This window comes from Haemophilus parainfluenzae T3T1 (assembly GCF_000210895.1).
GTDB lineage: Bacteria > Pseudomonadota > Gammaproteobacteria > Enterobacterales > Pasteurellaceae > Haemophilus_D > Haemophilus_D parainfluenzae_A.
The window spans coordinates 1170788-1194820 of the sequence record NC_015964.1; the positions used below are offsets into that span (position 1 = coordinate 1170788).

Sequence of the window (24033 nt, forward strand, 5' to 3'; positions counted from 1 at the left end):
ACTTACTTTTAAAGTAAGTGCATTTTTTCTAATAAAACATAGGTTCATTTTCCCAATCAATGTCAAGCGGGGGTTCTTCTACTGGTTCAGGTTCAATAACTTGATATTCTGCTTCAGTATAGGAATCTGCACTCTCCAATTTTTTGTTCCAATTCCCCAATATGTGAGCTGGTGTGTATAAATGGTAATTCACCTCATCTTTAAGGGTGTTACCAATAATGACTTCTCCCGGTATGTGTAAGAGTGTCATTTGTATATAACACATTAATGCTGCAGTAAAATCCAAATCTCTTGCTTGAGCCCACATTTGTTGCTGAGGGTTGAAGTCCTCTTCGCGCAAATAATTATAAGCCTCAATAATCATTACGCCGGAGCCACAAGTTGGCTCTTGCAATGTCAAAAAACCACGTTTTTTAATTAAACTATGACAATCTGATAGAGTTACGGCTGCCATAAAGTGGGCAATGTGACCAGGCGTGAAATATTGAGCTTTATATTGATCACCTAAATCCAACGACATGAACACTGATCCTAGGAAATCATAGGTTTTATGCTCCAAAGCCTCAACAATAATGTTGAAAAGGCGACTGAGAGCTTGTTTTTCATCTTCATTATAATGCTCGCCAGCTGTCTGATAACGTTGTCTCAACGATTCATCTGCTTGTGCACCATATATAATGAGATAGAATTCCAGGGCAAAGATTGTAATAAAGTCGTAAAACACTTCTGAGCGTCGATATTGTGGTGCTATCGATTTAAAAAGTGCGGTAAATTTTTTCTCGAAATCCATAGATTACTCCTAAAATAACGGGAGTAATCCCCTTTGAGGATTACTCCCCAAAGGGTGGTTTATGAGAGCTCTAACAAAAAACGTTAGAATGGTTTAATAGAGGCTAAGCCGCTAATTTTGCTTCTTCATTCGATGTTAATTCGAGAGCATTTAACAAGAATTGTGTTGCTTCACGTGCTTGAGAAGATGCTCGGAAAATAGCTTTTTTATCGGCTTTTAATGCGTTAATCCAATGTTCAATATACGCTGCATTTTGTGAAATATTATTGCAAACATTCACGTGCGCACAGGTAAAGGCGCTTGTGAGTTCAGCTATTAATTCTTCAAATGCATATTGTTCAGAACCAAATTTATCAAATTTAGCTACACCGTCACGATTTAATCGGTCTTTATGCCCGGTGGCATGACCGCATTCATGCAGTAGAGTTGCATAGTAGTCGTCAGCTGTATTGAATTTTTTGAAATCCGGCATCACAATGCAATCTTTTCTCGGCATATAACAAGCACGATCTTGTGCTTTGTTATACAGCTGCATACCCATTTTATTGGGTAATACATCTAAATCCGGACGAGCTTGCATTTCAGAAGATTTTTCTGGTTCAGGATATTCTTCATAGTATTTTTCTAAGCCTTCACACTGTTCAATATTAAACACGTGATGACCACGAATAAATACAGATGACTTCATTTTCGGATCACCGTTTTCATCAAGTACAATGTTTCCGCTATCGTCTTTTTCTTCAAACATATTTTGTTTATAGAAAATAATAACTGTACTTTTCTCACCTGTTCGGACTTGGCCACCTAGATGATTTGCTCCTTGAAAAGTTACCCACTTGCGTTGAGTAAAGTTTTTTCTAATGGCGCTCATCCAAAGCAGAAGTACGTTGATCCCGGAGTATTGACGACCACTTTCACCGTTGCATGGAATAGCCATTTGTGGCCATCCACTATCCCAAGGTCTCTGCCATGGCATCACACCTTGCTCTAATGCTTCGAGGATTTGGTCTGTAATTTGTTGATATAAATCTTTGGCAGGTTGAGTTCTTTTTTTCATGGTTGTTCTCCAATAAAAAAAGGGAACAACCCCCCGAATGGGAAATTGCTCCCAGTCGGGTAAAAGAAAACCTTGAACACGCCAATGGCATGATCAAGGTTTGTTGTAAAGGTTGCAGGTATTAATTCAGTTATGAATTAACACCAATGGAATGTGTTTTTTTGCTTTGTGTTTTTTGCTCTTGTTGACGTTTTAATGATCGCACGCCAATAAAAGCAACTGTTCCCATAAAAAACAGTACAAAGACAATTGCAAAGAGGAACCCATTCCAGTTTAACGTAATATTCATACGTTACGCTCCGTCTGTCTCCATTAAGTTGTTGCAATATTTAGCTAACAACACACCACAGAACCAAGCTATTCCGCCAAATATCATAATGATAATGGCAAGAAGTAGCGGAATATTGTCATTCTGAACAAACATTGCGACAAACGCAATACCTAAGATGTAAGTGCCGATTTTACGAAAATCTTCAGAAACCAGCAGCATTGTTTTTTTGTCCCAATTGGAACTAACAAGCTTGAGTAAACGCTTAATCATGTTTACCCCCTTACACTTAACAAATCTTTACGGTTTGCGTATGGCGAAACTGTAAAGAAGTGATATTTCTGTCCGTATTGACTAGGGATATTCACCATAATACGAGTAGAAGATACATCTTTTCCTCGATTTTCCCAGGCATTTAATGCTTGAGTGCGAACTTCCTCTATTAGAGATTCTGAGTCATTATGTTTGGCTAGATAAGCTAAACAACTGTTATGTAATGTCACTTTCATAAGTTTTCTCCTACAGCAAGGGAAACCTTTACCTCTAAGGGTAAAAATTCCCCTTAGGGTTGAAAATGAATAGCTTATGCAATGTTAATGCATAAGGTAGTAAAGAGTACCCACTGTACCAACAATACCGACAATCAAAAATAAAATGCTAAATAACGTTGTTCGTTTTAACCACGTTCTTTGCACATCATCAATAATTGCCTCATATTCTTCCGCTTGGCTATCTAGCATCATTTGTAATTCGCAAAGCCGACGAGCTTCTTCGTCTTCAATGCTTTGATTGATACCAGATGTCACTTGTTTGTATTTATCGGTTGCTTTGTTTTTAGCTGCAACGAAAAAACGGCCCAAGTGTTTTCCCACACGAAATGAAAATGTTGGAGTTTCAAGAGGGTTACTTGATGGAACATCATAGTGTTCCAATTGAGTGGATGAGGACATAGTCATTCTCCTAATGTGAAATAAAAAATTCCTTGGAAAAATGACATGCCCGAAGGGAATCATTTTCCCTCGGAAGGTCTTTAAGGTGGCATTCCTACGATTGCGTAGAGTATCCTTTCAGAATGCTGGATAACATTTTGGCTATGATTCTACTTGCACTAAGGCAAGGCGTTGCTTCTCAAGAATCGTGCAACTTATAAGAGCTGTTTGCACAGCGACTTATCAAGTCCAATCATACTTAATAAGGCTGTCGAATCTCTATTAAAAATTGTTTTTTGGAAATGGAGAATTTATCTCAAAATCAAAAAGAATTTTTTATATATTCCCCCCTGTCATTTCGTTAATGTTTCAACTATCCAATTTCATCGTAAGGGATGGTTATGTCTATAAAAAAATCACTGTTTCTTTTCGGTTTGTTACCACTATCAGTGTTCGCCCAGGGGCCTAATCCCATAATTACTGTTTATTCAACACAAGATTATCCAATTCTTCACGCAGAGCTTGCAAGCCAGGTGTATTTACTTGATCAAGTTGAGCAATGGGAAAATTTGATTAGTCAGCGATTGAGTGCGAATCCTAGTGTAGCAGCTCAGCAAGCATCTCAGATTTTTCAGTCTGCTGAATGGAAACAGTCTGAAGAGCAATTAAAGCGTTCTTATCAGGGCCTTATAAGTGGTTGGCAAAATGGAATCAAGAAGGTGCCTGCAGTTTTATTTCAATATCCGGGAAAAGAGGATAGTGTCATATATGGTGAAACCAATATTGCTCAGGCATTAAGTTTATGGCAACGAGAGATTACAAAAGAGGGGACAAGATGAAATTGAAAAAAATGACATTATCCGGGCTTTGTATTGCAATTGCGTTGACCAGTATTTCAGGACAAGCTTCGGAGTCCGGTCAATCTTCTTTAAACACTGCATCGATTATGGCATCAAGCGCTTCGACAAGTTGTTTAGATTATAAGGTCGTTGGTACTTGTTTTTGGCTATTTTGTACAAAATTCGGCTGTAAAATCCGGACATCTACGAAAATAAAACACTATATTCCCGAGGTAGTGGTTTCAAGTTATAACCATCAGGCTCAAAATCCTTGGGTGGAAATGAATTTCCTTAGCAATGGGGTAAAAGGTGGAGATTATCAATCACCACACAAAGACTATACGCAAGCAACATTTAAAAATGTTGATGTAATCGGTCATCCGCAGGGAGCGATTAGTCAAATGCTTAATAGTACAGGGTATTACTGCAAAAGTCAGACAACGCCTTTTGTGCCTTATTACTTGAGTGGTTTGGACTTTTTAGCGTGGCGATTTGGTGTTCCGGAAATGGTTTATCCTGAAGCGCTTATTCCAGGTATGAGAGAAATTAGAGCAAATGGAGACACTTGGGGAAATATTTATCCACGAGCGGGTACAGTAACACAAGTTCATGACTATAAAGCTTCAGCTGTAACAGCGCATCGAGTAGCAGATGTTGTGACAAATACTTTCCAACCACATGTATATATACCGATTGCGAAAAAAGATAATCAATCGAATGGTGAGTGGTTTCCCCCTCCAGTGAAAGAAGGGGATGAAAAGACACATAAATGGCAACAGCTTCACCCGGTTACTTCACAGTCTTGTGCTATTTTCCCTGATAACCCGCCAAGTATGCTATCTGAAAATGGTAGTTATGCCTGGGCATTATGGCGCCCTTACAAGTGCTGTAAAAAACGCGGACAAACATTTTTGTATAGTATTGATTGGTCTAATTAATAAAGGAATTGAGTATGAAATTAAATCATGCACTGAAAGCATCTTATATTGCTATATCGTGCGCAATCTTATCCTCAACCATGCCAGTATCAGCTTCTAATAGTAATCCGTTTGGATTTAATAAAGCCGATTCTATTTTGTCTGATATGGTGTTTTATCAAATTGGGGGCGGTGTAGGTTATATGGCTCCCCCGAGTCGAGGTACGATTCCTGCAGCTGAATTTGGGATTGGTTGGAAAGCTAACTTGATGTGCGGTAATTTTGACATTAAGACGAGTATTAAAAATCAGTTAAATGGTTTAACTGAAGGATTTAAAGATCTTTATAGTAACGTTATCGAATCAGCCACAGGAGCTGTGGCGAGTTTACCTGCAATGGTTATTCAACGAGCAAATCCTCAGTTATACGATATTCTTACGAATGGTTTATATCAAGGTAAAATTGATTTTAATAGCTTAAAAACCAGCTGTGAAGAAATGTCTAAGAAGCTTGCAGACGCAACTTTAAATGGTCGTTGGTCTCAAAGTTCGGATATGGAATCCTTTAAAGACATTACTTCAACTGAACCAGATGCTACTCGAGCTAAAAAGAGACTTGAGGAATCTCAAGGTAAGGAAGGTAAAGAGTGGGTCGGGGGTAAAAAACGCGGTGGCCAAGGACAAGAACCAATCAAAATTGTTGAGGATGTTGCAAAAGCTGGCTACAACATGCAAAACAAGCGTAATGTATTAGAATCAGGTCGAATCTCCGGTAGTAGTTGTAGCGGATTACTTTGTCAAACTTGGGATAATCCTAAAGATATGACAGATTGGTTAACGAATGTGATCGGTGAGAAGCAATTAACTACTTGTAAAACAGATTGTGGTACTGCTAGTAGCTCTCGAGCTGGTGTTGGTTTAACACCTGAAATTGAAAAAGAAAATATTAAGACGGTAACTCAATTACAAAAAGCGCTTAACATGAGCACGCCTTCCGTTGAAGTACTTGCAGAATTAAGTTCTACAACAGTTCCTGTAACTCGTGGCTTAATTGAGTCTTTACGAGAAGATCCCGATGCTCAAGTATTAGGGCAGCGTTTAGCCAGTGAAATTGCTGTAGCTAAAACAATGGAGAAAATGCTTCTTGCACGTCGAGCTGTTTTAACGGGTATGCGTGAGCCAAATGTGGCCAACAATAAAGATGCTCAAGAAGAGTTAGAAAAGATCCTCACTTTAATTGACCGAGAAATAGGTCAAATTAGAATGGAGATTGATCTACAAAAATCACTTACCGGGAATTCCGCGGTGGCGATTCTACAAAATAAAGAGCTACGTGAATATAACACTGGAACTGGAAATGTTACACGTGACAGTGTAGATAAACGGATTAGCGATTTAGCTAATGGTACGAATAGCAATGCGGCTGAATTGGCAGATGCTGACAATATCAATATTCCTCGTAACAATGTCACTTTAGAAGTGCCTCAGATGTCAAACTCCCTGTCTTACACAGGGACTGGCGGTACATCCGGAAATAGTAGAGGTAACACTTCTTATTCATCAGTTCCAGCAATTAAAGGGACTGCACTTGATCAAGCAACAGGGTTGTTGAAAAAATTTGAAGGGTTTAGTGATAAAGCATATTGGGATGTCAATGCTTATCGCACCGGATATGGTTCAGATACTATCACAAAAGCGGATGGTACAATTGTCAAAGTAACGAAAGATACTGTAGTTAGTCGTGCTGACGCAGAGCGTGATTTAGCACGTCGCACACAAGAGTTTGCAAATAGAGCAAGAAATAACGTATCATCTTCAACATGGGATAAGTTACCACCAAATGCTCAAGCTGCATTAACATCTTATGCCTATAACTACGGGTCATTAACAAAAGATGTGATTGCCGCAGCCCAAGCATCTGCGCAATCAGGCGATATGAACGCACTAGCAAATGCAGTAAGAAATCGTCAAAATAACAATAATGGTGTAAATGCTAAACGTCGTAACCAAGAAGCAGATTACATTTTAGGAAAATAAAGGATATTTTTATGAAAAAATTACTCACTATTGCAGCGGTTGCTGTGTGTGCAACACCTGCATTTGCAGCTAATAATATTTTTTCTTGTACGGCAGAGAACGGAAGCCCGGTATCTGTAGTAAAGAATGGTTCAGACTATGAATTTACTTATGGCCAAGTTTCTTTTAAAAATCCGGTAAAACAAGTTTTTGCTAATCAGGATTCTTATGTAGCTACTGGTTCAGGGTTTATTACTAGCTCATTAGAAATGAGAAATAATGGCACAAGTTACACGATTCAATTTGTGCAACCACACAATAGTAACAGTATTGAAGAGCCAATGCTTTATATCACCAATGGCAGTAAAATGGATACGGTGAGCTGTAAAGCGGGTAGTGCAACTCAAAACTTTGAACGTCGCAGTATGAAAGTTTCATAAGCGTAAATAGAGATAAAATAAGCGGGATTTTCCCGCTTATTTTTTTAGTGGTATTCACTATCTTTAAAGATTTGTATTAAATTATTTAAAATCGCTTGTTCACATTCATTTCCGTTAATGATATTCAGTTCATCATCAAGATGAGTAAGCATTTCATCAATTCCTAATTCATTAAGCGCTACTTCGTTTAAACTGACCAGCCATTTTTTAAAACTAACTTTCATATCCCCCCCTATTTGAGCTATTTATTTGCGTTGTGTTATCAAGATACATTGAGGAGATAGATAAATCAGTAAAATGAGTAAAATTTGCGACGTGGATCGCAAAAATCACATTTTTCCTGCTTAAAACGAGGTTTTAATAAAAGAATAATAAGAGTACAATGAGAGTAAGTCAGAGTATTTTTGATAGGAGAGAGAATATGGATGCTCAAAAATTTGGCCATTCTGTCGGACAATTTTTTAAGAAAATTGACCGCACTTTATCATTTCTCCCAGGAAAGCCTCGTAAAGCTGTTGTGACAGCTGCGGCTCTTGCTGCGAGTCCAATTTTGGCCGGAGTTATAATTTCTAAAGCTAAATCCTTTAAAGAGACTGATTATGGCAGTGGTGCTGAGAATAAATCCATAATGAATACGTTGTTAGAATTTGAAGAACATGAGGATGGCTATCGAGATGGCCCTGAGGGGGTTGGTTTTTATTCTTTTGGAACAAGAATTGATGTTGAGGATGACGTAGATACATTTGAACACATGAATGAGTTTTATGAGATAAAATAAAAGGGGAATATAAATTCCCCTTTTATTATTTTAACTTGCTTTGAATTAACTCTCCGCCTTTTCCCCCTGCTGAACTAGCATGATTTGAACCTTGTTTTAACGCTTGAGACATAGCCCCGCCCATATTAATACCAGCCCAAGACATAGCGCCAAACCATAATGTTGGTAAGAATATAAACATACTTCCCATCACAAAATTAGAGATAATATCGTCTTGCGCATTCTCTAAAAAATTAATATTAAATGAGTTATGAGACGGTGAGCTGTACATAATCTCAATCATATATGAGTCTAACCATCGTGCCAATTCCCACCAAAACGTTGTTGTAATAAGTGCAAAATATACAAAGCTTAGTGTCACTACAGCTTTAATTGAAAAACCACTTAAAATCGTAATGACTGGAATTAAAACTATCAGAGCCATAATCATAAAGGATTGAACCATTGGCAAGGCTTGTCGCATTGCATCGAGACCAGGAAATATCGCTAAACTTCCTACTGCAGTTCCTACAGTTGAGGTGAGTCGAGTGATGGCATTCCAAAATCCAAATTCAACACTACCACCGTAACCTTGGTACATTTTCCCTTTTGAAACATCTATGTTTTCAGAACGTAAAAGTGTTCTCAATAAAGCTTCATCTTGATTGTCGATAGAATTAAAGAAATCACTCACCTGGGCAGATAAGTTTTGACGCATATCTGTAAGTAGGCGAGATTTTAATCCAGCTCCACCTTCATCCCACCATTGATCACAGCTTGGGAAACCACCTTTTCCCGAATTAGGTAATGCCGCATCTCGATTTGCATCATAAGGGAACGTGCTAATAGGTTGCTGAGCCCTAAAACGAGGGTAGAGCTCGCTGTTATTAATAAGCAATTTACCACCTAACCAGGATGTTTCGCGGATTTGTGCCGGACTCAAGGCAATTTGGCTTGTTTGTAATTTTTGACGAGCCGGGATATAGCATTGTTGCACAAATTGCTGTACTTCAGTTAATAATGCTGGGTTAGTGATTTTTTGATGTTGCACTTCAAATCTAACTTGACGTAAATCACGCTGGCAAGGCAATACTGCAGTCATACCATAAGTTAGACCTTTATCCACTTTGTGCATCAACATCCACCAAATAGGAATTCGGGCTTGTCTGTCTCCAAATGTTGTCGTAAATGGCGCATAGCCTGATTTATCCGGGGAAGCAGGAACTTTATAGCCACATTGAATAGATGAACGTTCATTGTATTCAAGGTTATTCAATGATACCGGGATAAGAGGGGCTAATGTCAAAACAACGATAAGCATTGCTGGAAGGAGTTCGATTGTGAGCCAGCGGATTAATAAATCCCCTTTCTCACCTTCATCATCCCCTTGTTTAGCTACGTCACGCCAAATTTTAAAGATCATTCCGATAAGCGGAAGAAGCCATAACCCTGTTCCAACAAATAACGCAAAAACTCCGTTATTAAGCAACCAACCAAGTAGAGTCAGGAAATATTCAAGATAACTGTCAACTGAGAATGTCATATTTCCCCCTAAGCTAAAGTAATCTGTGTAATCGCTTCAGCAAAAATTAAAATCATCGCAATTAACCATTTTGCTTTTGCCGGCATAGAAGATGGTTGGCGACGAGAAATGGAATAGACCATCAACATAATCGCACCATATAGTAATAATCGTATTGCAAACCATATCCACTGCGTTTTAATAAACCAAGCACGAATATCAACATTCTGAAGATATTGAGTTGCAAAGATGCCAATTGCAGTAAGGGCTAAAAATAAAAATAAAAGGATAGCAATAAAACGGAGTACATTTTTAAGCCATCCTCTTGATTGTGGCTTTTCACCTTGAGACATCAGCACTCCTTATTCATTACCCACAGTCTTATCCCCAAAAACTGGGGATAAGTCAGCAGGGGATTCCCAAATTGCAGCTAATTTCCAAAGCAAATATTGAATTAACCAATATGCATCAACGTGATCGGTTAATTCCACATTAAGTCTAGCTGGCCAGTTTTCGGAAGAAAACACAGGTAATTGGAAACGCCCGGAGATATTAAATAATAAATGCACTTCACCTTTATCTCCTTTAGCGTGTACTTTCCAACTTGATTGAGTAAATACACGCTGAGGAAATGCGCTTAATTGGCAGTTTGAACCAATTTTTGTCTTAATTTTTGCAATGAAATGCAGCACGTAGGCTTTCACCTCATCAGAGGTAAAAGCAAGTGATTGGATGCGAGGCCCAATGTCAAAAATACGATGAAAAGTCATATTAGGATTAGGCTGCGATTGAGTTAAGTTCGTCATTGACTGCAATCCCCCGTTTTTTGTCTAAGTCTTTAGCAACCATCAATGCCGCATCTAACTCAGTACAGTTATGTTCCATCATTAATTGTTTACGTTGTGCTTTCTCGTGTTTTTCAGTCATCCCTAGTGCTAAGTAAAGACTAGGTGGAACAACACGGAATAAGGCTTCCATATTGGTTGCGAGCACCACACCTTCAGTATATTTCTTATCTGCTTTTTTTGCAGATAACAACATCATTTTCTGAGCTTCAGATAAACGACGGAAACGGTTTACCTGTTCGACTTCATCATTAGAAAGGTTAAGTAATTCCCACCATTCAACCATGCTGAGTAATTTATCAGATTCATCAGGGAAGTCAGCCATATTCTGTGTAGCCAACCATAACCAAATACCCAATTTACGCCACATTTTAGAACCTTTAACCAGGAACTTCGCTAGAAGTGGATTTACGGTAATGATATGCGACTCATCCGTAATGTTCACGATAGGGCGGAAACTGTGTTGATATTTTTCACCTAAGGAGTTGATATGGTTAATTAGGGAAATATACGAAATCGCTAATTCAGCTTCATAGCCATCACGTGCAAACATCGCCAAATCGACGAGTGTAATATCAGCCTCTGGCCAAATTTCCCCTTCACGGTTAAAGAATCGACCATTTACCCCGGTACAGAAAATATCCATCGCTTCAGCCATATCAGCAAGGCGAGATGCGCGCTCAGGACGAATATCCGGGCGATGGCTTAATTCCTCAAGTGCGGCTTTAACATCCCCGGTTAATACTTGACGAGGCGGGGTTTCTTGTGAGGTTTTCTCCGCAGCTAATAAAATAGCCTGGCGAATGGCAGAGCGGTCAGCACGACTCATTTTCTCATCCTCTTTCGCTTCGCCACCGGTGATCATTAAGCGTGCAGTTAATTCCATTTCCGCAAGTAAGTCTCGTTGTTCCTCGCCTTCATCTTCATTATCGTCATCATCTTGAACTTCAAGATCGATATCCATTTCCAATAAACGATGCGCTTCAGAGAAGAGCGGTAAAGCGATGTTACTACTTGGCTCAAGAGATACCCGGTTAACCGTTAAACCGTAACGCTCCGCATAATCTGAAAACAATCCAAAAGAGTTACCCGCTTCTACAATAAACAAGCGAGGACGGTGCACAGCCATCAGTTGCGCCATTTGTGCGGTTAATGTTGCCGATTTACCTGAACCTGTAGGGCCTAAAATGAGCTTATGCGCATTTTTAGTCCGGTCTTTAGGGTTTAGTGGGTCAAAATCTAATGGGCTTCCACCGCGGTTAAAATAGGTGATCCCTGGGTGTCCCGTTCCTGTCTCACGGCCAAATACAGGTAACATATTCGCAATGTGTTGCACCCAATAATACTTGGTATAAAAACGAGATTTTGCATCTAATTGAGGATTAAAATTCATCGGTAGCCAGCGTAAATAGCTATTAAGAGGCGCAACTTCGTTACCTTCTTTTACCGGCACTAAATTATTACTGAGTAAAACCGTTCTTAATTCTCTTGAGCGAATGCGTAGCTCTTGATCGTCTTTCCCTCTTACATAGAAAACCATGCCAGCTTGATAAAGCTTGTGTCCGTCTTTTAAATATTCAGTCACTGTGAGGGCATCTTGTTTTAAATAGATAGACTCATAGTTATTACCGACAGCTCGACTACTTAATTTATCTAAATGCGCCTGTAATTTATCTTGAGGATGAATGACTACAGTGATAGCCATAATGGTTGATTCCGGCAATAAATCAAATAGTGCATTAATATTACGACCTCGAGTGACTTCGCCTGTCATGTGGCCAACATCCGGCTGCTTACGAATATTATCAACTACAATGACTTCGTGAGGTTGCTCATTAAAATACCAATAGCCATTTTTACTTTCCGGTGGCGTAAAAAAGAGATTTTCACTAAAATCTTGGTCTTGTAATGGTAGAGCGGACTCATCTTTAGAGAGTGATAAAAGATCATAGCAAGCTTTGTCATCGAGTCCGTTAAAATAGCGTGATGGATTTGGATTAAACCATTCTAATAACCAACGATGAATTTGTGTTTCATTTTGGCGCTCCATGGTTAATCCAGCTGTGATAAAAGCACTTTGAACACGATCACAAGCTGTATTTAATTTCTCGATTGTATCTGTCTCATTATTTCCAGCATAACGATAAATAACCATGCGTGTTTTACGCACTTTTCCAGCCCATGCCGTACTTGTTACCCGGTCATCAACAAAAAGCCCACCTGGTTTACCTACTGCTTTTAAGTGACGCTCCATTTCACCAAGCCACTGTTCTGTAAACGCACTACCGCTCGCTTCAGGTGAAGTGGTTTTAATATACTGTCTCAGATTCTCAACATAACCGCTTAAATCCTTATCATCCTGACAATAGAATTGTACGACGTAAGGATTGGTATCAAGTTCATCGAAACTATCTTGTAAAGCATCTTTAACCAACGTGCGAACACGATTAAGATAATCGCTACTTCTCCCCTCGGTTCCTATAGGTTTAATATCAAATACTGCACCCGCACTTTTAGCATCATCAAAAAGCATTACGCCTTCTTCTTCCAAATATTCCGCATAAGGAAGGTTGGAAATAAAAGAGGGATCGCGCCCATAAAGCATTTTAACATGTTGCTCTCTGGTCATTTTTCTATTACGCATAACAGGAGTGATTTCAATCGCCTCTTCTACGTTATTGGTATCATCCGGCTGTGCTTCTTCCGGTGCAATGGATGTTAGGATAGGTTCCTTTTTAGGTTGAGGCTTATCACCCTTTTTAGCCGGGAAGAAAGCCTCTAACACGTCTTGAAATAATGCCATCGTTTCTTACCTCATCTAGTACATTCTTGTACGCTCACCCGGTTGGGCATATTGCACACGACCATAAAATGGGATAACAGAAGAATACCCAGGTACAGGCATTTGCTCTGATGAATCAGTTAAGTGAGGGTAAACATACATCACTAAATCAGGATTGGGTAAACGAGGGAAAAGGTTTTTCACCTCGTTTTCTGCTGTGCGGGTATAGGTTTGTTGCTCACGAGATGAAACGTAATTTGGTGCATCAATAAGACGACCATTTGGTGTGCGATAAGATGTAATATTGCTATCATTACCACCTCTATTCCAAATATCTTTCATCGTTGCATCGCCTGTTGGCAATAAATCACCTTGAGACGTTGAGCAGCCAGTCAAAACACTACTTGCGGCTAAAATCACGCCCATCATCATTAAAACTTTCATTATTGCTCCTTAATCCAAGTTAGATTGTCTTGAGGCTTGTCCGTATTTCACTTTTCTAGACATGCGGTCATAATCAATATCAATTTGTTTTTCGATGTGTACAGCCACTTCTTTACCCGGTGGAACATATACCGCATCAAACATTTGGCCATAACGCTGGCGGAACCAGTCTGCAGTTTCTCTCAAACCGCCACCTAACGCTTGACCAAGAATATACTTACCGTTATTACCCGTTACCGCACCAATTACTGCACCGCCATCAACCACTGTTGTTGATTGAGATGATGATAAGCCTTGTGCAGCTGCGGAAGCCCCCGTTAAGAAAAAGTTGGTTGTTAGATATTCCGGAGCATTCGTTCTGCGTTCTCCAGGAATGCAAGGCACACCGTGCGGATCAGATAACCAGCCAATTTTATTGTTAGAATCATCCGTTGAAACAATGCGCCCATCGCTAAATACAAAAGTTAAGCTTTTCACATCACCACGTACACAAGATAGCGTCCAGTCACCGCTTGCGGTTCCAGAGACAATTGCGCCTTCAATATCCGGCAGTTCAATACCATTTGCAATTAAGTTATCTCGACCGATAAGCAATTTAAACGGATAAGGCTCGGTCACATTATTATCAATCGGCACACGCCCAACAAGCGCAGTCATTGCAACAGAATTAGTTAAGGTAGAGTTAGCTGCAATTGTGAAAAATGGTGTAGCGGTATTAAATATTGCATTATTACCGGTACTAGATTGCAACCCATCATTCGATTTTCGGATGTCATTCACATTGTTATCGAAGGTTTTGGGAAAACCGATTCCTGCACCATTTACACCAATACCTTGTAGAGCATTCCCTTGGCTGTCTGTAGTTGGCATATCACTAGGGTTCACCCAATTAATTCCCCCTCGAGTTTCAACCTGAGGGCCAGTTGTTGCTCCGTTTATTGGTAGAGGAGCATTGGGATTTGCCTGGGCATTTCCATTCCCTACAACTTGATTACCAGCTTGTACAACCTGATCTTTTAACGCATTAATCTCATTAATTAACGCCCCTGTTTCTGCTTGTACCGCCTGTTGAATTTGATAATCCGTATTATTTGCTTGATTTTTTAACTGCTCATTCTCTTTTACCAAGCGGTCATTTTGTAAAATCACTTCATCAAAGCGTTTGTTATTTTCCTTCACTTTACCAATAAGTGTTCTCACCGTATCTTTAGATGTATCACCCTCAAGCCCCATTGAGCGTAGCTCTTCCGGTGATAAATCTTTGAGAGAGAGATCTAAAGCATCTTCTTTTTTGGTTTCTGCTGTAGTTGTTGAGCTACTACCGGAGAAAAGAAATCCAGCCATCAGCGTCACGACAAGCGCGGTAATCCCACCAATAACATAGAACGCTTTATTTGCTTTCATTTGCATTGTTCTCTCCTTATTTCGTTTGAGTTGTCACTGTTGTGGTGACTTTTTTCAATTTTTTCGGTTTATATGAATTTGACTGAGGGATAACAGAATGATTAGGTGAACCTTCTGTCACAAGATATAACGTTGTGGTATCTTCAGGTGTACCATGCCCCCCAAGCCAATTATGCTGAAATGTTGCTGCATAAAATCGCCCTTGCAATTCTCGAGGATCTAAATCAATGCGAGATTGCCCCTGGTTTTGCAAGCGAACCGCAGTGACAACATACCCATCAAGTTGCCAGCTGAGTAATGGAGTAGCTCGCACAGGCAATGCAGGTAAGAGCGTTTTAAGCGGTGTAGGAAGGCGATGTGAAACTTGGCGCACACCTTCCAAAGGCTCAACTGTACGTAAAGGCGCATAAAACATTTGTGCGGCATAACGTGTTAATGCAGCTGGAGCGGGGAGTGCCGGACGCGCATTTGGCATTGGTTCGTTATATGCATTTGCATCTTGGCCATAAGCAGTTGTTTGTTTTTCAACTTTATTTTCATAAACAAAACGAATTGGCTCACTTGCATTGGCAACAGAATGCTTCGCTTGCACATCAAGTAAGATTATTTCTCCGGTTGCAACATCCATAAGCTGTAAGCGTGTTTTTGGGAAATCTGCAGTTGCTTTTAAATAAACCGCACCGCCAGTTGATTGAATGCGAAGTTTGCTATCTAATTCAGGTGGATAACCTACTTTTACATTTTTATCTACGAATAGAATACGTTCTTTTTCGATTTGTAAGTCAATAGGTAACGGTTTGCGTGCCCATTTCATTAACACATCGGCAGATGCCGTCATTGGTGAAAAGATAAAAGCCGCGCTCAGTAACAAAGTGAGTTTTTTCATTATTGGTTATCCCCTTCTTTAAATTCTTTGGCTTCTAAACGTAATGGAATTGAGCTGTAGCAGTTAAATCCCAATCCCCAAGGGTTGTGTTGTAAATCTGTTTCCATGCGCACGATATTGACCGGGAAGCGGGTTAAAACACGTTTTACTGGTTCATCTTTGAAATACTCATCTACACTTAAATCAAGATTAACCGTCCAGCTATCAGGGCTATGAACAATCACACTATTATCTTTAAATCCACGTCCCACAATTTCATAAACACCACGTGCACGTTCACGTAATTCACCGTTAGATAAACGGTCATAGTAGTCTTTCTTCAAAAATTCTTGGCAACTTGGCGTAATAAAGGCTTTATTTCTTTCAATATTTAATTTGTATTCTTCCTCGCCATTCTCCATCCAGCGGTTTAACTGCTGGAAGGTTTGATAAGCAAAGGCATAAACGGTTGATTTTGGCACTTCCCACCAAGGGCGTTGACTTCCCGCACGTAAATCCGGTGGGTTATAAATCATTAATCGACTTGGTGCGGTAAAAATAATGGCACATAGCACCAAACAAATCACAAGCAATGCACCGATAGCAATTCGCCCGGTCATGATTTCGCGATTTTTTTGATGAACAATCCCTTTTAAGTTACTCATAATAAACTCTCTTATCTTTTAACTCGGCGAATAGACCAAGTGCCTTGACGGGAGATAAAGCGATTCCCCCCTAATATTCCATCTAATTTAACCTCAATCATTCGATTCAAGTAGGCTTCCGGCTTACCTCGTTTAAGGCGCGCAATAATCACTTTGCCAATCACCACAGAAAGAATGCAAAACAACATGGCAAGAGACGGAATTAACAACCAAAAATCAAAGCCTAAGGCAAAACAACAAAGGAGGCCAAGCACTGCACCTAAGATAAATCCCATTGCTGCAGCCAACATAAATTCACTTACAGATAACCCGCCATACACACTCGATTCACGATTTAATCGAGTAGGAAGAAAGGGGATCGTTTGTTCTTTATCACTTGACATCTTGACCTCACAGAGATAATTAAAACAGACCGATAGCCAATTTCACCAACCAGAGGCTGAAGAAAATTAAAATGAAACCAAGAATAAGAGCGATAATAAATGGGCCCCATCCTTTTTTGTCATTTTCGTCAGTCGCTGCGTTATAGGTTTTAATTAATGCTTTAACCACTGTCATGATTGACCATGCTGCAAATAAAATTGCACACAAGGTTGCCAATGATTTAGCAACAAGATAGATAATTTCCATCGGGTCTTTGGTATTACTATCTACGCCTGGGATTTTAAAATCAGGGATTTTAGAGGCATTGATACCATTACCACCGCCTGTAGCAAACGCATTTTCAACGGATAACCAAAGTAAAGTTACTACCGCAAGAAAACGACTTGAAACATTCTGAAAGAAGGATTTAATCAACTTCATGAGATGTCCTTATGGTTTGTTAAATAAAAAAGCTGACAACACATATAATTAATGCTGCGCCCCATAGAATCAGTTTAAAGAATGACCAAATATCACCGTCGTTCACCATGCCTTTGTAGCCATGATTAGTTGCCCACATATACGCAAGCAATAATACGACAACCAAAATAATGGCCAGCATGATTTTCAGTTTTAGCGGGTCTAAACCACTTACAGTATAAAAACTGTCTAATGGTGAAACAGAAGGGAAATTAGCGTTACTCATCTGCTATTGACTCCGAAGATTGAGATAATCTTCTTTTAAGTTACGAATAGCTTTAGGATTTCTAGGGATTGCCCGGGAAGGGTTAATATATTGCTTAATCCCTGCCTGTACCGTAGCAATATCTTGATGTGCTGAAGCGTAATCAAAATATTCACGACTTTTCGCAGAAACCTTTGCACTTGCAGCTGCTCGCTGTAATGAGAGTTTTGCTGCATCCAACTGTTTAATTGCTTGCGCTAAATGCTCTTGCTCTGTTGCTTGAGCACTTATAGCGCCAAACAATACCCCTATTGCTAGAGATAAACTGAAAATATTTTTAGTCACGGAGAACTCCTTACTTGAAACAGATTCCAAGCAAAGAGTGCCAAAGAAGAGAGGGAAATTTAATGAGAAACTCTTTTTAAATTCAAAACAGTTTTTAGTGATAAAAAAGGGCGCTTATTCTTGGAAAAATAAGCACCCATAATGACAACATAGAGGAATATTAAAGGTATTTTTTAAAGCTTGCTGCCGTTACACAGATGGATAGGCCAAATAGAAATGCAGCTGGCACCAAAATTATATTCGGGTAAATAGAAATTGGGATAGAAAGATACAATACCCATGCCGACAACATAATCGGGCCAATTAATCGACGTGCATGATGATAAAGAAAACTAGACTCTCTGCCTGCACCAAATTTACGACGGTCACGCATCATTAACCCTTCAGTAAAGCCCGCAAATGCGGCTAACAAAAAGAGTGGGGAAGTAAAAACAATCACTACAAGTCGAATAACAAAGGTGATAAAAACATAAATCACTGACTCAATATATGCTCGCCCATAATGATACACCCACAAACCTACGCCACTATGCTCACGAGGGTTGGCTAACCAATCTTTTACACCTGTTTTCACAAAAAGCCATTCATGTAATGACAAAATAAGACCTTCAGCCAGCTCTTTTGGAGAATGATAGAAAAGACCTCTCGTTAGACTATCAGAAAGCCATCCAAGCTCAGTTAGCATCATTTTTTGACTGTGTAAATGACCTTCTTCAGGCCATAAAAATGCAATACCTAACCATTCAAGAATAATGCTCAAAATCAGGGAACCCAATAAGGCGGCTAATACCGCATTAATGTAGTAAAAAAGACCCTTTTTCTTTTTTTTGACTTGTTGTTCTGCCATTACTGTAATGTTCCCGCTGGAGATAATTTACAGTGAAAGAAAAGATAACCTTTTACTTCACCGTCTAAAAAAATTTGAATTGCCTGGATGCCATTTTCAGATTTTTTTACATCATTAGCCGTCCAAAGTGAGATGCCTTTATTCGCATACTTTTTCGCAAATTCATGTGTGGTATAACGCTGATTATTCCAATCTTCCAAATAAGGCAAAAAGTAATTAAGTAATTCATCTGCATTTTCTAGCCCACAAGAACAGCTAGTGACTGAATTGAAATCTACGCTCATATCCGGAATATCAAGCAAGTTCATATCCGGCTGATTAATCATCTGTGTCATCAAAATCATCCTCATCTGTATCATCATTCTGATCAATATCTTCATCTTCCATATCTTCAGCAACTGGAGTATCAACATCCCCGAAAAGCATTTCTTCTCCTGCGTGTGAAGGTGCTCGATTTAATGACATTGACTGAAAAGCGGTTGCTATATCTTGACTTGGCGCATAATCAGAAAATGCAGATTGCCACCAATTTGGAGAAATATGGTAGTTTTTACGCATGTAAGCTGTTAATTCTTGGAGTGACTCCGGCATCACATCATCTTTATCAACCGCAGGTAAAGGCATTCTTAATTTATAAAGCGTACTTCCCTCAAGAAGGGCAAATGCCTGACCTTTTGGTAGATTTGTAATATGTGCTGGCGATAACATTGGCACCATTTTTTCAGAAATACGTTCACCAGTATTAGACGTAAACGCCTTGCCATCATCCGGATTGCTGTTATCTGTCGTACTTGATGTCACCATGCTTTGATAAATTGTGACATCGTTGAGCTGACGCGTTAAAAACTCTGCAGTGGCCGGCTCTTTTACCCGGAACATTAAAAGTGTATTGAAGTTACCTGTTGTTTGTCCCGTTTTCGCTTTACTTCCAATACGAGCTTCAATATCTGAAAGTGTTTGAGTATAGGCTGTTACCTGCATTCCCGCACCACGACCTTTATTGATAAGGGGAATAAATTCATCACCCATTAATTCATTAAATTCATCGCAATGAAGGTTGATTTTAGGTGGTTTACTTTTAGTTTTAAATACATCCGGTAAACCCTCATCTACACCAAATTTATAAATATGACCAGCCATTGATACTAAATCAGCAAACATACTATTACCCACAGCTGCAGCCACGGTCGCATCGGATAATGCATCCAATCCAACATAGACAATTCCTCTTTTGCGAATAATAGATTCCCAATCAAAGATAGGGCGCTCATCATGAATATCAGTGTAATCAGGCGAGAGAAGCTCAGCAGTTTTACCTGTTGTGAGTTTTTCAAGTAACGGTAAAAGCGATGCCACAATTTTATCAAAATAGGTTTTATCGTAACGTACCGCACTTGATAACCCTTCAAGTACAGGGTCAAAAATCTTATTCTCTAAAATATATTGGTTAATAACAGCAATCAGTGGTCTATCTTTCATCGAGAACGGTAAGTTTTTTACATCTAAGTTAGCCGCAACCGAAGCCAAAGTTGGCCATATTTTCTTATCTATAGCATCGAAATGAAGTTTGGCATAATCTAAGAAAAGCGCATCAATATTTTGCACAAAACGAGAGATTTGCACATAATCCGGGCGTTTTCCCATTTCAACCAATGCACGGGAGACAATATTCACAAAACGCCACGCAAACTCTTTAAATGCTGCGCTATTTCCCGCACCACTTAATTGCCCGGAAATACGTCCTGCCACCTCTGAAATTCGACCAAATCGACCAACCGGGTTATAACGAGCAGATATTTCAGGATGACCTAGATGAAATACATAAAATTCATTTTCACGCCCCGCACGTTTCGCTTCGGCATACATTCGTTTTAACATATCTGGGTCGCCTTTCGGATCGAAAAAGACAACCACTTCACGCTCTTCAGGTGTTTTACCTCGATGTATATCTTGTGTCACAAGCACTTCAGCAAAACGCGTTTTTCCTACACCAGTCGTACCAAATACTAAGGTATGACCGCCACGGTCGCCTAATGGAAGCATAATATCGCGTTCATTCGGCTCTACACCATGCATTACTGGAATACCGCCAACTGGCGGTAGCGGTCTTACTGGATTTAATGGAGAGTCCATTGAAGTGAGTCGAGATAACCAATTATCATGCACTTTTTCATAATCACGAGCGGCTTTAAACCACTTTCCATTTTTCCAATAAATTTGCCCATTTGCAGAGAAGCAGTCATAAAGACGTTGCGTATGCTTAGGCTCCCATTCAAAGCCTCGCCCTAAGAACAAGGCTTTTTTACTTACAGGAATTTGACGACTGGTCAAGGCATAGTGTGGGAGTCTGCGTAAATTGCGGTGATAGCGTACAATTTCCATGCCTTGACGAAAACGCATAACTCCCATACCTGCGAAAGCTGCGCCTAATCCATATCCAATAAGAGGATTTAATGCGAGCGACCAAGGCGCACCGCAACAAACAAAAGCACAAGTACCATGGACGGCAGCTGGGAAAAACTCAACTGGCGGTCTAAGCAAGCCTTCTAAAACGTGTTTTTGACTCATTGCGACAATCCTTCTGAAGTCAATAAAGCAGGGTAGTGAGCAAGATTCAATCTTGAAGCTAAGTCATCCCCTGGCGTTGGCATTAAGGTTAAATCCGGTGCTAATTGGCGTAACTCACTTAATTCGTTTGTTGTTTTAACGCTTACTACAAGTCCCATTGCACCAATTTTTTTAAGGTAATTATAATTAGCGTGTAGCCAATTTTTAGATAAGTTATCTGTTCCAATAAGAAAAATAGGCAACATTCCAGGAAGATTCATTCGAACTGGTTGTATTTGGCCCGGTGTCATTCTATGTGAGATAACAGGTAAAATATCCGCTTCGGTCAATGTTGAAGGAACGCTATTAGGGTAGGCTTGAACCATTGATTCATCCGGTTGTAATGCTTCATAAAAACGGACTGCACTTTCTCCGCCAAAATCACCAATAACTTTTAATTCAGCTTGCGCCTGAACTACTGCTCCTAAGCAGACCAAAGAAAGGAAAAAGGATTTGTACTGCATAATTCTGTTCTCGTATTAATTGGTTGGATTTTGCCAACGAATAGCTTGTTGATTTGTTTGATTTGACGCTGGCTCAACCCAACGCATAGCGGTTTCTGTTGGAGAAACCCAATGTAAATTGGCTGGTAATGGTTTATTCTCAATTTGATAACGTGGTGATACTGAAGGGCGCTGGAAGTTAGCTATTTGTTTACTGACATTAAAACGCTCACTTTGATAAACAAGAAAGCCTTGTACCGACATTCCTTTTTTCATCCCGTTGCGCTTCATGTTTAGAATATCTTCACGTGTTGCTCTACCTTGTAGCGCTCGATGTAAACCATCTATACCGATATTATGAGCAAGATATAAATTTTCATGGGATGGTTTTATGCCTCGCTCAAAAAACTGATTAATATGCCATCTCGCATAAAGTGCGGTTGCTAAAGTGTTTATCTGATTATTTTTGCGCGGGTCAAAAGGCGTATCTCGATTATAACGGGTGATCAGCGTCATCCCTAAAGCACGTCCCTCATCTGTTGTGGCAAGCCAATTCCAAGTGCCCCGGGTAAATTGCCCCACACCGGTTGCCCCGGTTGGGGAAACATTTCCATACCACCCATCTTCAATTTTTACTAACCCACGTAGCATCGCTTCATCGACTTGGTAGCGATTAGATGCATCTTTAATATAGCCATCAATATCAGTTCCAAAGCCATTAAATGCAACGGAGTGAGTCGCAACTCCAAGACCGATTAAGCTAAATACGATTTTTAATAGACGATTTGTTGCCATTGCCCATCCTGTTGAATTTGGAATGCAGCAGGCATTTTGCCATCTGCATACTGTAACCAGGCTCCATTATCATGATTAAGGGTAATTAATTTTCTATTCACTTTATTTGGGTCGATGTTATGTTTTTTCGCCCAATTATAGATTTGGTCATTATTCTTCACGCCAACAAAATAAATATCTATAGGCGTTTTATCATTCACATATTGCAGTACACGATCAGCATTCGCTTCACATTTGTCACAATTTTCTAGGCGAGTAAAATAAATCACCCGTCCAAACCGCTCTGAAATATGAGGTTCAACCTTAAATGGTTGCTCATTTGGATACATTTCAGCAAATACGCGATCATAAGTGCGCTGGAACTGCAGCTCTCGCTCCATGCGGTCGTGCATTTTTTTTGCCAGTAGTCGAGCATAACGCTCTCTTTCCTGCTCATTTCGAGACTCCACACCAAGCGAGGTTAAAGGGTCAAGTCCTGGCGACCATATACCACGAGCACCTTGATTAAGCTCTTGATAGCGCTGCCATTCTTGTTCAGTCAACCCCCATTCCTGGGATTTCGCTAATAATTCTTGTTGATTTAATTTATTTGTCACCAAGTTTTGCTGGTTTAAGGATTGAGTAGCCAGCGTATTCGCTGCTGTGACATCAGCAAATACAGCAGTAGAAAACATCCCTAATATCATCGCCACATAGGATATTTTTTTGACATGATTCATTTACTTATTCCTCGATAATTTCCGTTGTGGTTGTTGTCGTTGTCGTAGTTTCTACTTTCGGCTTTTCCCCTGTAGCACGTTCCGGTACAGCTGGGCGTAATTTAAAACAAACGGTACGAGAAACATCATTGATAGTGATTTCATAAGCTGGCCCCGCTAACATTTGAAGGGCATCACGTAAAGCCATCGGGCCAAATTGGTAATGTACTTTTGGTAATGGACGGGAATAAAGTGTAGAAAGTGTTGGTTCATTCTGACCAAAGCCATGGCAAAGTGAAAGGCCCGTATCTTTTAATGTAGTACGTAATCCTTGTTCAACAGTTGCAGTCAAGGCACGTTTCTTTTTGCCTAACATATTGACGGAGACACTTTGGTCAAGAAGATATTTTTGACCTTCTTCCGGAGAAAAATTAATTAAAGTATAACGACCTTCACGTAACACTTCTGTACGTTCAGGTTGATAGTCTGTGTAAATATCCGGACGGACTATGCGATCTTCCGGTTGTAAGACTTGATGTTGACCTTGTTGAATACTTGGATTTTCTAATGCTTGTTGTTCATCGGCTGTTTGTCTGTGCGCACAACCTGAAAGCACAACCAATGCAAACGTGGTTAATAGAATTTTTTTCATGATGAGGCTCCAATTAAGGTATTTAAATAATGTCTTAATATGGATAACTCTCACCTGAA

The 24033-nt window shown here is 39.7% G+C and carries 31 protein-coding genes; 5 read left to right on the plus strand and 26 right to left on the minus strand.

Annotated features, from left to right (window positions below; all coding sequences use genetic code 11):
* Positions 1 to 28 precede the first annotated feature (28 nt).
* The 6 genes from PARA_RS05920 to PARA_RS05940 all read right to left on the minus strand — a co-directional run bounded on the left by PARA_RS05920 (position 29) and on the right by PARA_RS05940 (position 3065).
* Positions 29 to 790, minus strand: coding sequence for an N-6 DNA methylase (locus tag PARA_RS05920; protein ID WP_014064969.1), 762 nt, complete (start codon positions 788 to 790; stop codon positions 29 to 31).
* Positions 791 to 893: 103 nt separating this feature from the next.
* Positions 894 to 1847, minus strand: coding sequence for an ArdC family protein (locus PARA_RS05925; protein WP_014064970.1), 954 nt, complete (start codon positions 1845 to 1847; stop codon positions 894 to 896).
* Between the two features lie 130 nt (positions 1848 to 1977).
* Positions 1978 to 2136, minus strand: coding sequence for a hypothetical protein (locus tag PARA_RS10400; protein WP_014064971.1), 159 nt, complete (start codon positions 2134 to 2136; stop codon positions 1978 to 1980).
* Positions 2137 to 2139: 3 nt separating this feature from the next.
* Positions 2140 to 2388, minus strand: coding sequence for a hypothetical protein (locus PARA_RS05930; protein ID WP_005687602.1), 249 nt, complete (start codon positions 2386 to 2388; stop codon positions 2140 to 2142).
* Positions 2389 to 2390: 2 nt separating this feature from the next.
* The gene (locus tag PARA_RS05935) at positions 2391 to 2624 is read right to left on the minus strand and encodes a hypothetical protein (protein WP_005653503.1); all 234 of its coding nucleotides are present in this window, start codon (positions 2622 to 2624) and stop codon (positions 2391 to 2393) included.
* A gap of 84 nt (positions 2625 to 2708) precedes the next feature.
* Positions 2709 to 3065, minus strand: a complete 357-nt coding sequence (locus PARA_RS05940) for a hypothetical protein (RefSeq protein WP_005653504.1) — start codon at positions 3063 to 3065, stop codon at positions 2709 to 2711.
* 380 nt (positions 3066 to 3445) lie between these two features.
* On the opposite strand from PARA_RS05940, the gene PARA_RS05945 reads away from it, so the two are divergent.
* The 4 genes from PARA_RS05945 to PARA_RS05960 are packed head-to-tail and all read left to right on the plus strand — an operon-like array spanning position 3446 to position 7255.
* Complete coding sequence (locus PARA_RS05945; protein WP_005687600.1) at positions 3446 to 3883, plus strand: TIGR03757 family integrating conjugative element protein; 438 nt, start codon at positions 3446 to 3448, stop codon at positions 3881 to 3883.
* Positions 3880 to 4821 (plus strand): TIGR03756 family integrating conjugative element protein, encoded by a 942-nt coding sequence (locus PARA_RS05950; RefSeq protein ID WP_011271853.1) that lies wholly within the window; start codon positions 3880 to 3882, stop codon positions 4819 to 4821. Before PARA_RS05945 ends, PARA_RS05950 begins: the two co-directional genes overlap by 4 nt.
* 14 nt (positions 4822 to 4835) lie before the next feature.
* A complete protein-coding gene (locus tag PARA_RS05955) occupies positions 4836 to 6836 on the plus strand; it encodes an integrating conjugative element protein (protein WP_005687597.1) in 2001 nt (666 codons plus the stop codon).
* 11 nt (positions 6837 to 6847) lie between these two features.
* Entirely contained in the window at positions 6848 to 7255 is a 408-nt protein-coding gene (locus PARA_RS05960) for a hypothetical protein (protein WP_014064972.1), read from the plus strand.
* Positions 7256 to 7299: 44 nt separating this feature from the next.
* Here PARA_RS05960 and PARA_RS05965 read toward each other — a convergent pair whose 3' ends face one another.
* The gene (locus PARA_RS05965; protein ID WP_014064973.1) at positions 7300 to 7479 is read right to left on the minus strand and encodes a hypothetical protein; all 180 of its coding nucleotides are present in this window, start codon (positions 7477 to 7479) and stop codon (positions 7300 to 7302) included.
* 197 nt (positions 7480 to 7676) lie between these two features.
* On the opposite strand from PARA_RS05965, the gene PARA_RS05970 reads away from it, so the two are divergent.
* On the plus strand, positions 7677 to 8033 hold the full coding sequence (locus PARA_RS05970; protein ID WP_014064974.1) for a hypothetical protein: 357 nt from the start codon (positions 7677 to 7679) through the stop codon (positions 8031 to 8033).
* 25 nt (positions 8034 to 8058) lie between these two features.
* On the opposite strand, the gene PARA_RS05975 is transcribed toward PARA_RS05970, so the two are convergent.
* From PARA_RS05975 to PARA_RS06065, 19 genes are all read right to left on the minus strand, one after another.
* Positions 8059 to 9555: a conjugal transfer protein TraG N-terminal domain-containing protein gene (locus PARA_RS05975; protein WP_005653512.1), complete on the minus strand. Its 1497-nt coding sequence runs from the start codon at positions 9553 to 9555 to the stop codon at positions 8059 to 8061.
* 8 nt (positions 9556 to 9563) lie between these two features.
* Entirely contained in the window at positions 9564 to 9887 is a 324-nt protein-coding gene (locus tag PARA_RS05980; RefSeq protein ID WP_014064975.1) for a hypothetical protein, read from the minus strand.
* A gap of 9 nt (positions 9888 to 9896) precedes the next feature.
* A complete protein-coding gene (locus PARA_RS05985; RefSeq protein ID WP_005687593.1) occupies positions 9897 to 10340 on the minus strand; it encodes a hypothetical protein in 444 nt (147 codons plus the stop codon).
* Complete coding sequence (locus PARA_RS05990; protein ID WP_014064976.1) at positions 10312 to 13182, minus strand: conjugative transfer ATPase; 2871 nt, start codon at positions 13180 to 13182, stop codon at positions 10312 to 10314. Before PARA_RS05990 ends, PARA_RS05985 begins: the two co-directional genes overlap by 29 nt.
* Positions 13183 to 13197: 15 nt before the next feature.
* The gene (locus PARA_RS05995) at positions 13198 to 13605 is read right to left on the minus strand and encodes a TIGR03751 family conjugal transfer lipoprotein (RefSeq protein WP_011271848.1); all 408 of its coding nucleotides are present in this window, start codon (positions 13603 to 13605) and stop codon (positions 13198 to 13200) included.
* A gap of 9 nt (positions 13606 to 13614) precedes the next feature.
* Positions 13615 to 15015 carry a TIGR03752 family integrating conjugative element protein gene (locus tag PARA_RS06000; RefSeq protein ID WP_014064977.1) on the minus strand — a complete coding sequence of 467 codons (1401 nt, stop codon included), beginning with the start codon at positions 15013 to 15015 and terminating at the stop codon, positions 13615 to 13617.
* Between the two features lie 10 nt (positions 15016 to 15025).
* Positions 15026 to 15895, minus strand: coding sequence for a TIGR03749 family integrating conjugative element protein (locus tag PARA_RS06005; protein WP_014064978.1), 870 nt, complete (start codon positions 15893 to 15895; stop codon positions 15026 to 15028).
* Positions 15895 to 16539, minus strand: a complete 645-nt coding sequence (locus PARA_RS06010) for a PFL_4703 family integrating conjugative element protein (RefSeq protein WP_014064979.1) — start codon at positions 16537 to 16539, stop codon at positions 15895 to 15897. Before PARA_RS06010 ends, PARA_RS06005 begins: the two co-directional genes overlap by 1 nt.
* An 11-nt stretch (positions 16540 to 16550) precedes the next feature.
* Positions 16551 to 16922 carry a TIGR03750 family conjugal transfer protein gene (locus tag PARA_RS06015; RefSeq protein WP_014064980.1) on the minus strand — a complete coding sequence of 124 codons (372 nt, stop codon included), beginning with the start codon at positions 16920 to 16922 and terminating at the stop codon, positions 16551 to 16553.
* Positions 16923 to 16941: 19 nt separating this feature from the next.
* Positions 16942 to 17343 carry a DUF2976 domain-containing protein gene (locus PARA_RS06020; protein WP_005687585.1) on the minus strand — a complete coding sequence of 134 codons (402 nt, stop codon included), beginning with the start codon at positions 17341 to 17343 and terminating at the stop codon, positions 16942 to 16944.
* A gap of 19 nt (positions 17344 to 17362) precedes the next feature.
* Entirely contained in the window at positions 17363 to 17608 is a 246-nt protein-coding gene (locus PARA_RS06025) for a DUF3262 family protein (RefSeq protein ID WP_005687584.1), read from the minus strand.
* 3 nt (positions 17609 to 17611) lie between these two features.
* Positions 17612 to 17932 carry an RAQPRD family integrative conjugative element protein gene (locus PARA_RS06030; RefSeq protein ID WP_041918234.1) on the minus strand — a complete coding sequence of 107 codons (321 nt, stop codon included), beginning with the start codon at positions 17930 to 17932 and terminating at the stop codon, positions 17612 to 17614.
* A gap of 160 nt (positions 17933 to 18092) precedes the next feature.
* A complete protein-coding gene (locus PARA_RS06035; RefSeq protein ID WP_005687582.1) occupies positions 18093 to 18779 on the minus strand; it encodes a TIGR03747 family integrating conjugative element membrane protein in 687 nt (228 codons plus the stop codon).
* Complete coding sequence (locus tag PARA_RS06040) at positions 18779 to 19114, minus strand: hypothetical protein (protein ID WP_041918235.1); 336 nt, start codon at positions 19112 to 19114, stop codon at positions 18779 to 18781. The genes PARA_RS06035 and PARA_RS06040 overlap by 1 nt, the downstream gene beginning before the upstream one ends.
* A complete protein-coding gene (gene traD, locus PARA_RS06045; RefSeq protein WP_014064983.1) occupies positions 19098 to 21347 on the minus strand; it encodes a type IV conjugative transfer system coupling protein TraD in 2250 nt (749 codons plus the stop codon). The genes PARA_RS06040 and traD overlap by 17 nt, the downstream gene beginning before the upstream one ends.
* A complete protein-coding gene (locus PARA_RS06050; protein ID WP_011271841.1) occupies positions 21344 to 21850 on the minus strand; it encodes an integrating conjugative element protein in 507 nt (168 codons plus the stop codon). Before PARA_RS06050 ends, traD begins: the two co-directional genes overlap by 4 nt.
* Positions 21851 to 21865: 15 nt before the next feature.
* The gene (locus PARA_RS06055) at positions 21866 to 22624 is read right to left on the minus strand and encodes a transglycosylase SLT domain-containing protein (protein WP_014064984.1); all 759 of its coding nucleotides are present in this window, start codon (positions 22622 to 22624) and stop codon (positions 21866 to 21868) included.
* Positions 22603 to 23343, minus strand: coding sequence for a TIGR03759 family integrating conjugative element protein (locus PARA_RS06060; protein ID WP_014064985.1), 741 nt, complete (start codon positions 23341 to 23343; stop codon positions 22603 to 22605). The genes PARA_RS06055 and PARA_RS06060 overlap by 22 nt, the downstream gene beginning before the upstream one ends.
* A gap of 4 nt (positions 23344 to 23347) precedes the next feature.
* Positions 23348 to 23974 (minus strand): lipoprotein, encoded by a 627-nt coding sequence (locus tag PARA_RS06065; RefSeq protein WP_014064986.1) that lies wholly within the window; start codon positions 23972 to 23974, stop codon positions 23348 to 23350.
* Positions 23975 to 24033: the final 59 nt, after the last annotated feature.

Coding starts and splice junctions, on each gene's coding strand:
- PARA_RS05920 (WP_014064969.1), bottom strand. CDS start 790: ATGGATTTCGAGAAAAAATTTACCGCACTTTTTAAATCGATAGCACCA.
- PARA_RS05925 (WP_014064970.1), bottom strand. CDS start 1,847: ATGAAAAAAAGAACTCAACCTGCCAAAGATTTATATCAACAAATTACA.
- PARA_RS10400 (WP_014064971.1), bottom strand. CDS start 2,136: ATGAATATTACGTTAAACTGGAATGGGTTCCTCTTTGCAATTGTCTTT.
- PARA_RS05930 (WP_005687602.1), bottom strand. CDS start 2,388: ATGATTAAGCGTTTACTCAAGCTTGTTAGTTCCAATTGGGACAAAAAA.
- PARA_RS05935 (WP_005653503.1), bottom strand. CDS start 2,624: ATGAAAGTGACATTACATAACAGTTGTTTAGCTTATCTAGCCAAACAT.
- PARA_RS05940 (WP_005653504.1), bottom strand. CDS start 3,065: ATGTCCTCATCCACTCAATTGGAACACTATGATGTTCCATCAAGTAAC.
- PARA_RS05945 (WP_005687600.1), top strand. CDS start 3,446: ATGTCTATAAAAAAATCACTGTTTCTTTTCGGTTTGTTACCACTATCA.
- PARA_RS05950 (WP_011271853.1), top strand. CDS start 3,880: ATGAAATTGAAAAAAATGACATTATCCGGGCTTTGTATTGCAATTGCG.
- PARA_RS05955 (WP_005687597.1), top strand. CDS start 4,836: ATGAAATTAAATCATGCACTGAAAGCATCTTATATTGCTATATCGTGC.
- PARA_RS05960 (WP_014064972.1), top strand. CDS start 6,848: ATGAAAAAATTACTCACTATTGCAGCGGTTGCTGTGTGTGCAACACCT.
- PARA_RS05965 (WP_014064973.1), bottom strand. CDS start 7,479: ATGAAAGTTAGTTTTAAAAAATGGCTGGTCAGTTTAAACGAAGTAGCG.
- PARA_RS05970 (WP_014064974.1), top strand. CDS start 7,677: ATGGATGCTCAAAAATTTGGCCATTCTGTCGGACAATTTTTTAAGAAA.
- PARA_RS05975 (WP_005653512.1), bottom strand. CDS start 9,555: ATGACATTCTCAGTTGACAGTTATCTTGAATATTTCCTGACTCTACTT.
- PARA_RS05980 (WP_014064975.1), bottom strand. CDS start 9,887: ATGTCTCAAGGTGAAAAGCCACAATCAAGAGGATGGCTTAAAAATGTA.
- PARA_RS05985 (WP_005687593.1), bottom strand. CDS start 10,340: ATGACGAACTTAACTCAATCGCAGCCTAATCCTAATATGACTTTTCAT.
- PARA_RS05990 (WP_014064976.1), bottom strand. CDS start 13,182: ATGGCATTATTTCAAGACGTGTTAGAGGCTTTCTTCCCGGCTAAAAAG.
- PARA_RS05995 (WP_011271848.1), bottom strand. CDS start 13,605: ATGAAAGTTTTAATGATGATGGGCGTGATTTTAGCCGCAAGTAGTGTT.
- PARA_RS06000 (WP_014064977.1), bottom strand. CDS start 15,015: ATGCAAATGAAAGCAAATAAAGCGTTCTATGTTATTGGTGGGATTACC.
- PARA_RS06005 (WP_014064978.1), bottom strand. CDS start 15,895: ATGAAAAAACTCACTTTGTTACTGAGCGCGGCTTTTATCTTTTCACCA.
- PARA_RS06010 (WP_014064979.1), bottom strand. CDS start 16,539: ATGAGTAACTTAAAAGGGATTGTTCATCAAAAAAATCGCGAAATCATG.
- PARA_RS06015 (WP_014064980.1), bottom strand. CDS start 16,922: ATGTCAAGTGATAAAGAACAAACGATCCCCTTTCTTCCTACTCGATTA.
- PARA_RS06020 (WP_005687585.1), bottom strand. CDS start 17,343: ATGAAGTTGATTAAATCCTTCTTTCAGAATGTTTCAAGTCGTTTTCTT.
- PARA_RS06025 (WP_005687584.1), bottom strand. CDS start 17,608: ATGAGTAACGCTAATTTCCCTTCTGTTTCACCATTAGACAGTTTTTAT.
- PARA_RS06035 (WP_005687582.1), bottom strand. CDS start 18,779: ATGGCAGAACAACAAGTCAAAAAAAAGAAAAAGGGTCTTTTTTACTAC.
- PARA_RS06040 (WP_041918235.1), bottom strand. CDS start 19,114: ATGACACAGATGATTAATCAGCCGGATATGAACTTGCTTGATATTCCG.
- traD (WP_014064983.1), bottom strand. CDS start 21,347: ATGAGTCAAAAACACGTTTTAGAAGGCTTGCTTAGACCGCCAGTTGAG.
- PARA_RS06050 (WP_011271841.1), bottom strand. CDS start 21,850: ATGCAGTACAAATCCTTTTTCCTTTCTTTGGTCTGCTTAGGAGCAGTA.
- PARA_RS06055 (WP_014064984.1), bottom strand. CDS start 22,624: ATGGCAACAAATCGTCTATTAAAAATCGTATTTAGCTTAATCGGTCTT.
- PARA_RS06060 (WP_014064985.1), bottom strand. CDS start 23,343: ATGAATCATGTCAAAAAAATATCCTATGTGGCGATGATATTAGGGATG.
- PARA_RS06065 (WP_014064986.1), bottom strand. CDS start 23,974: ATGAAAAAAATTCTATTAACCACGTTTGCATTGGTTGTGCTTTCAGGT.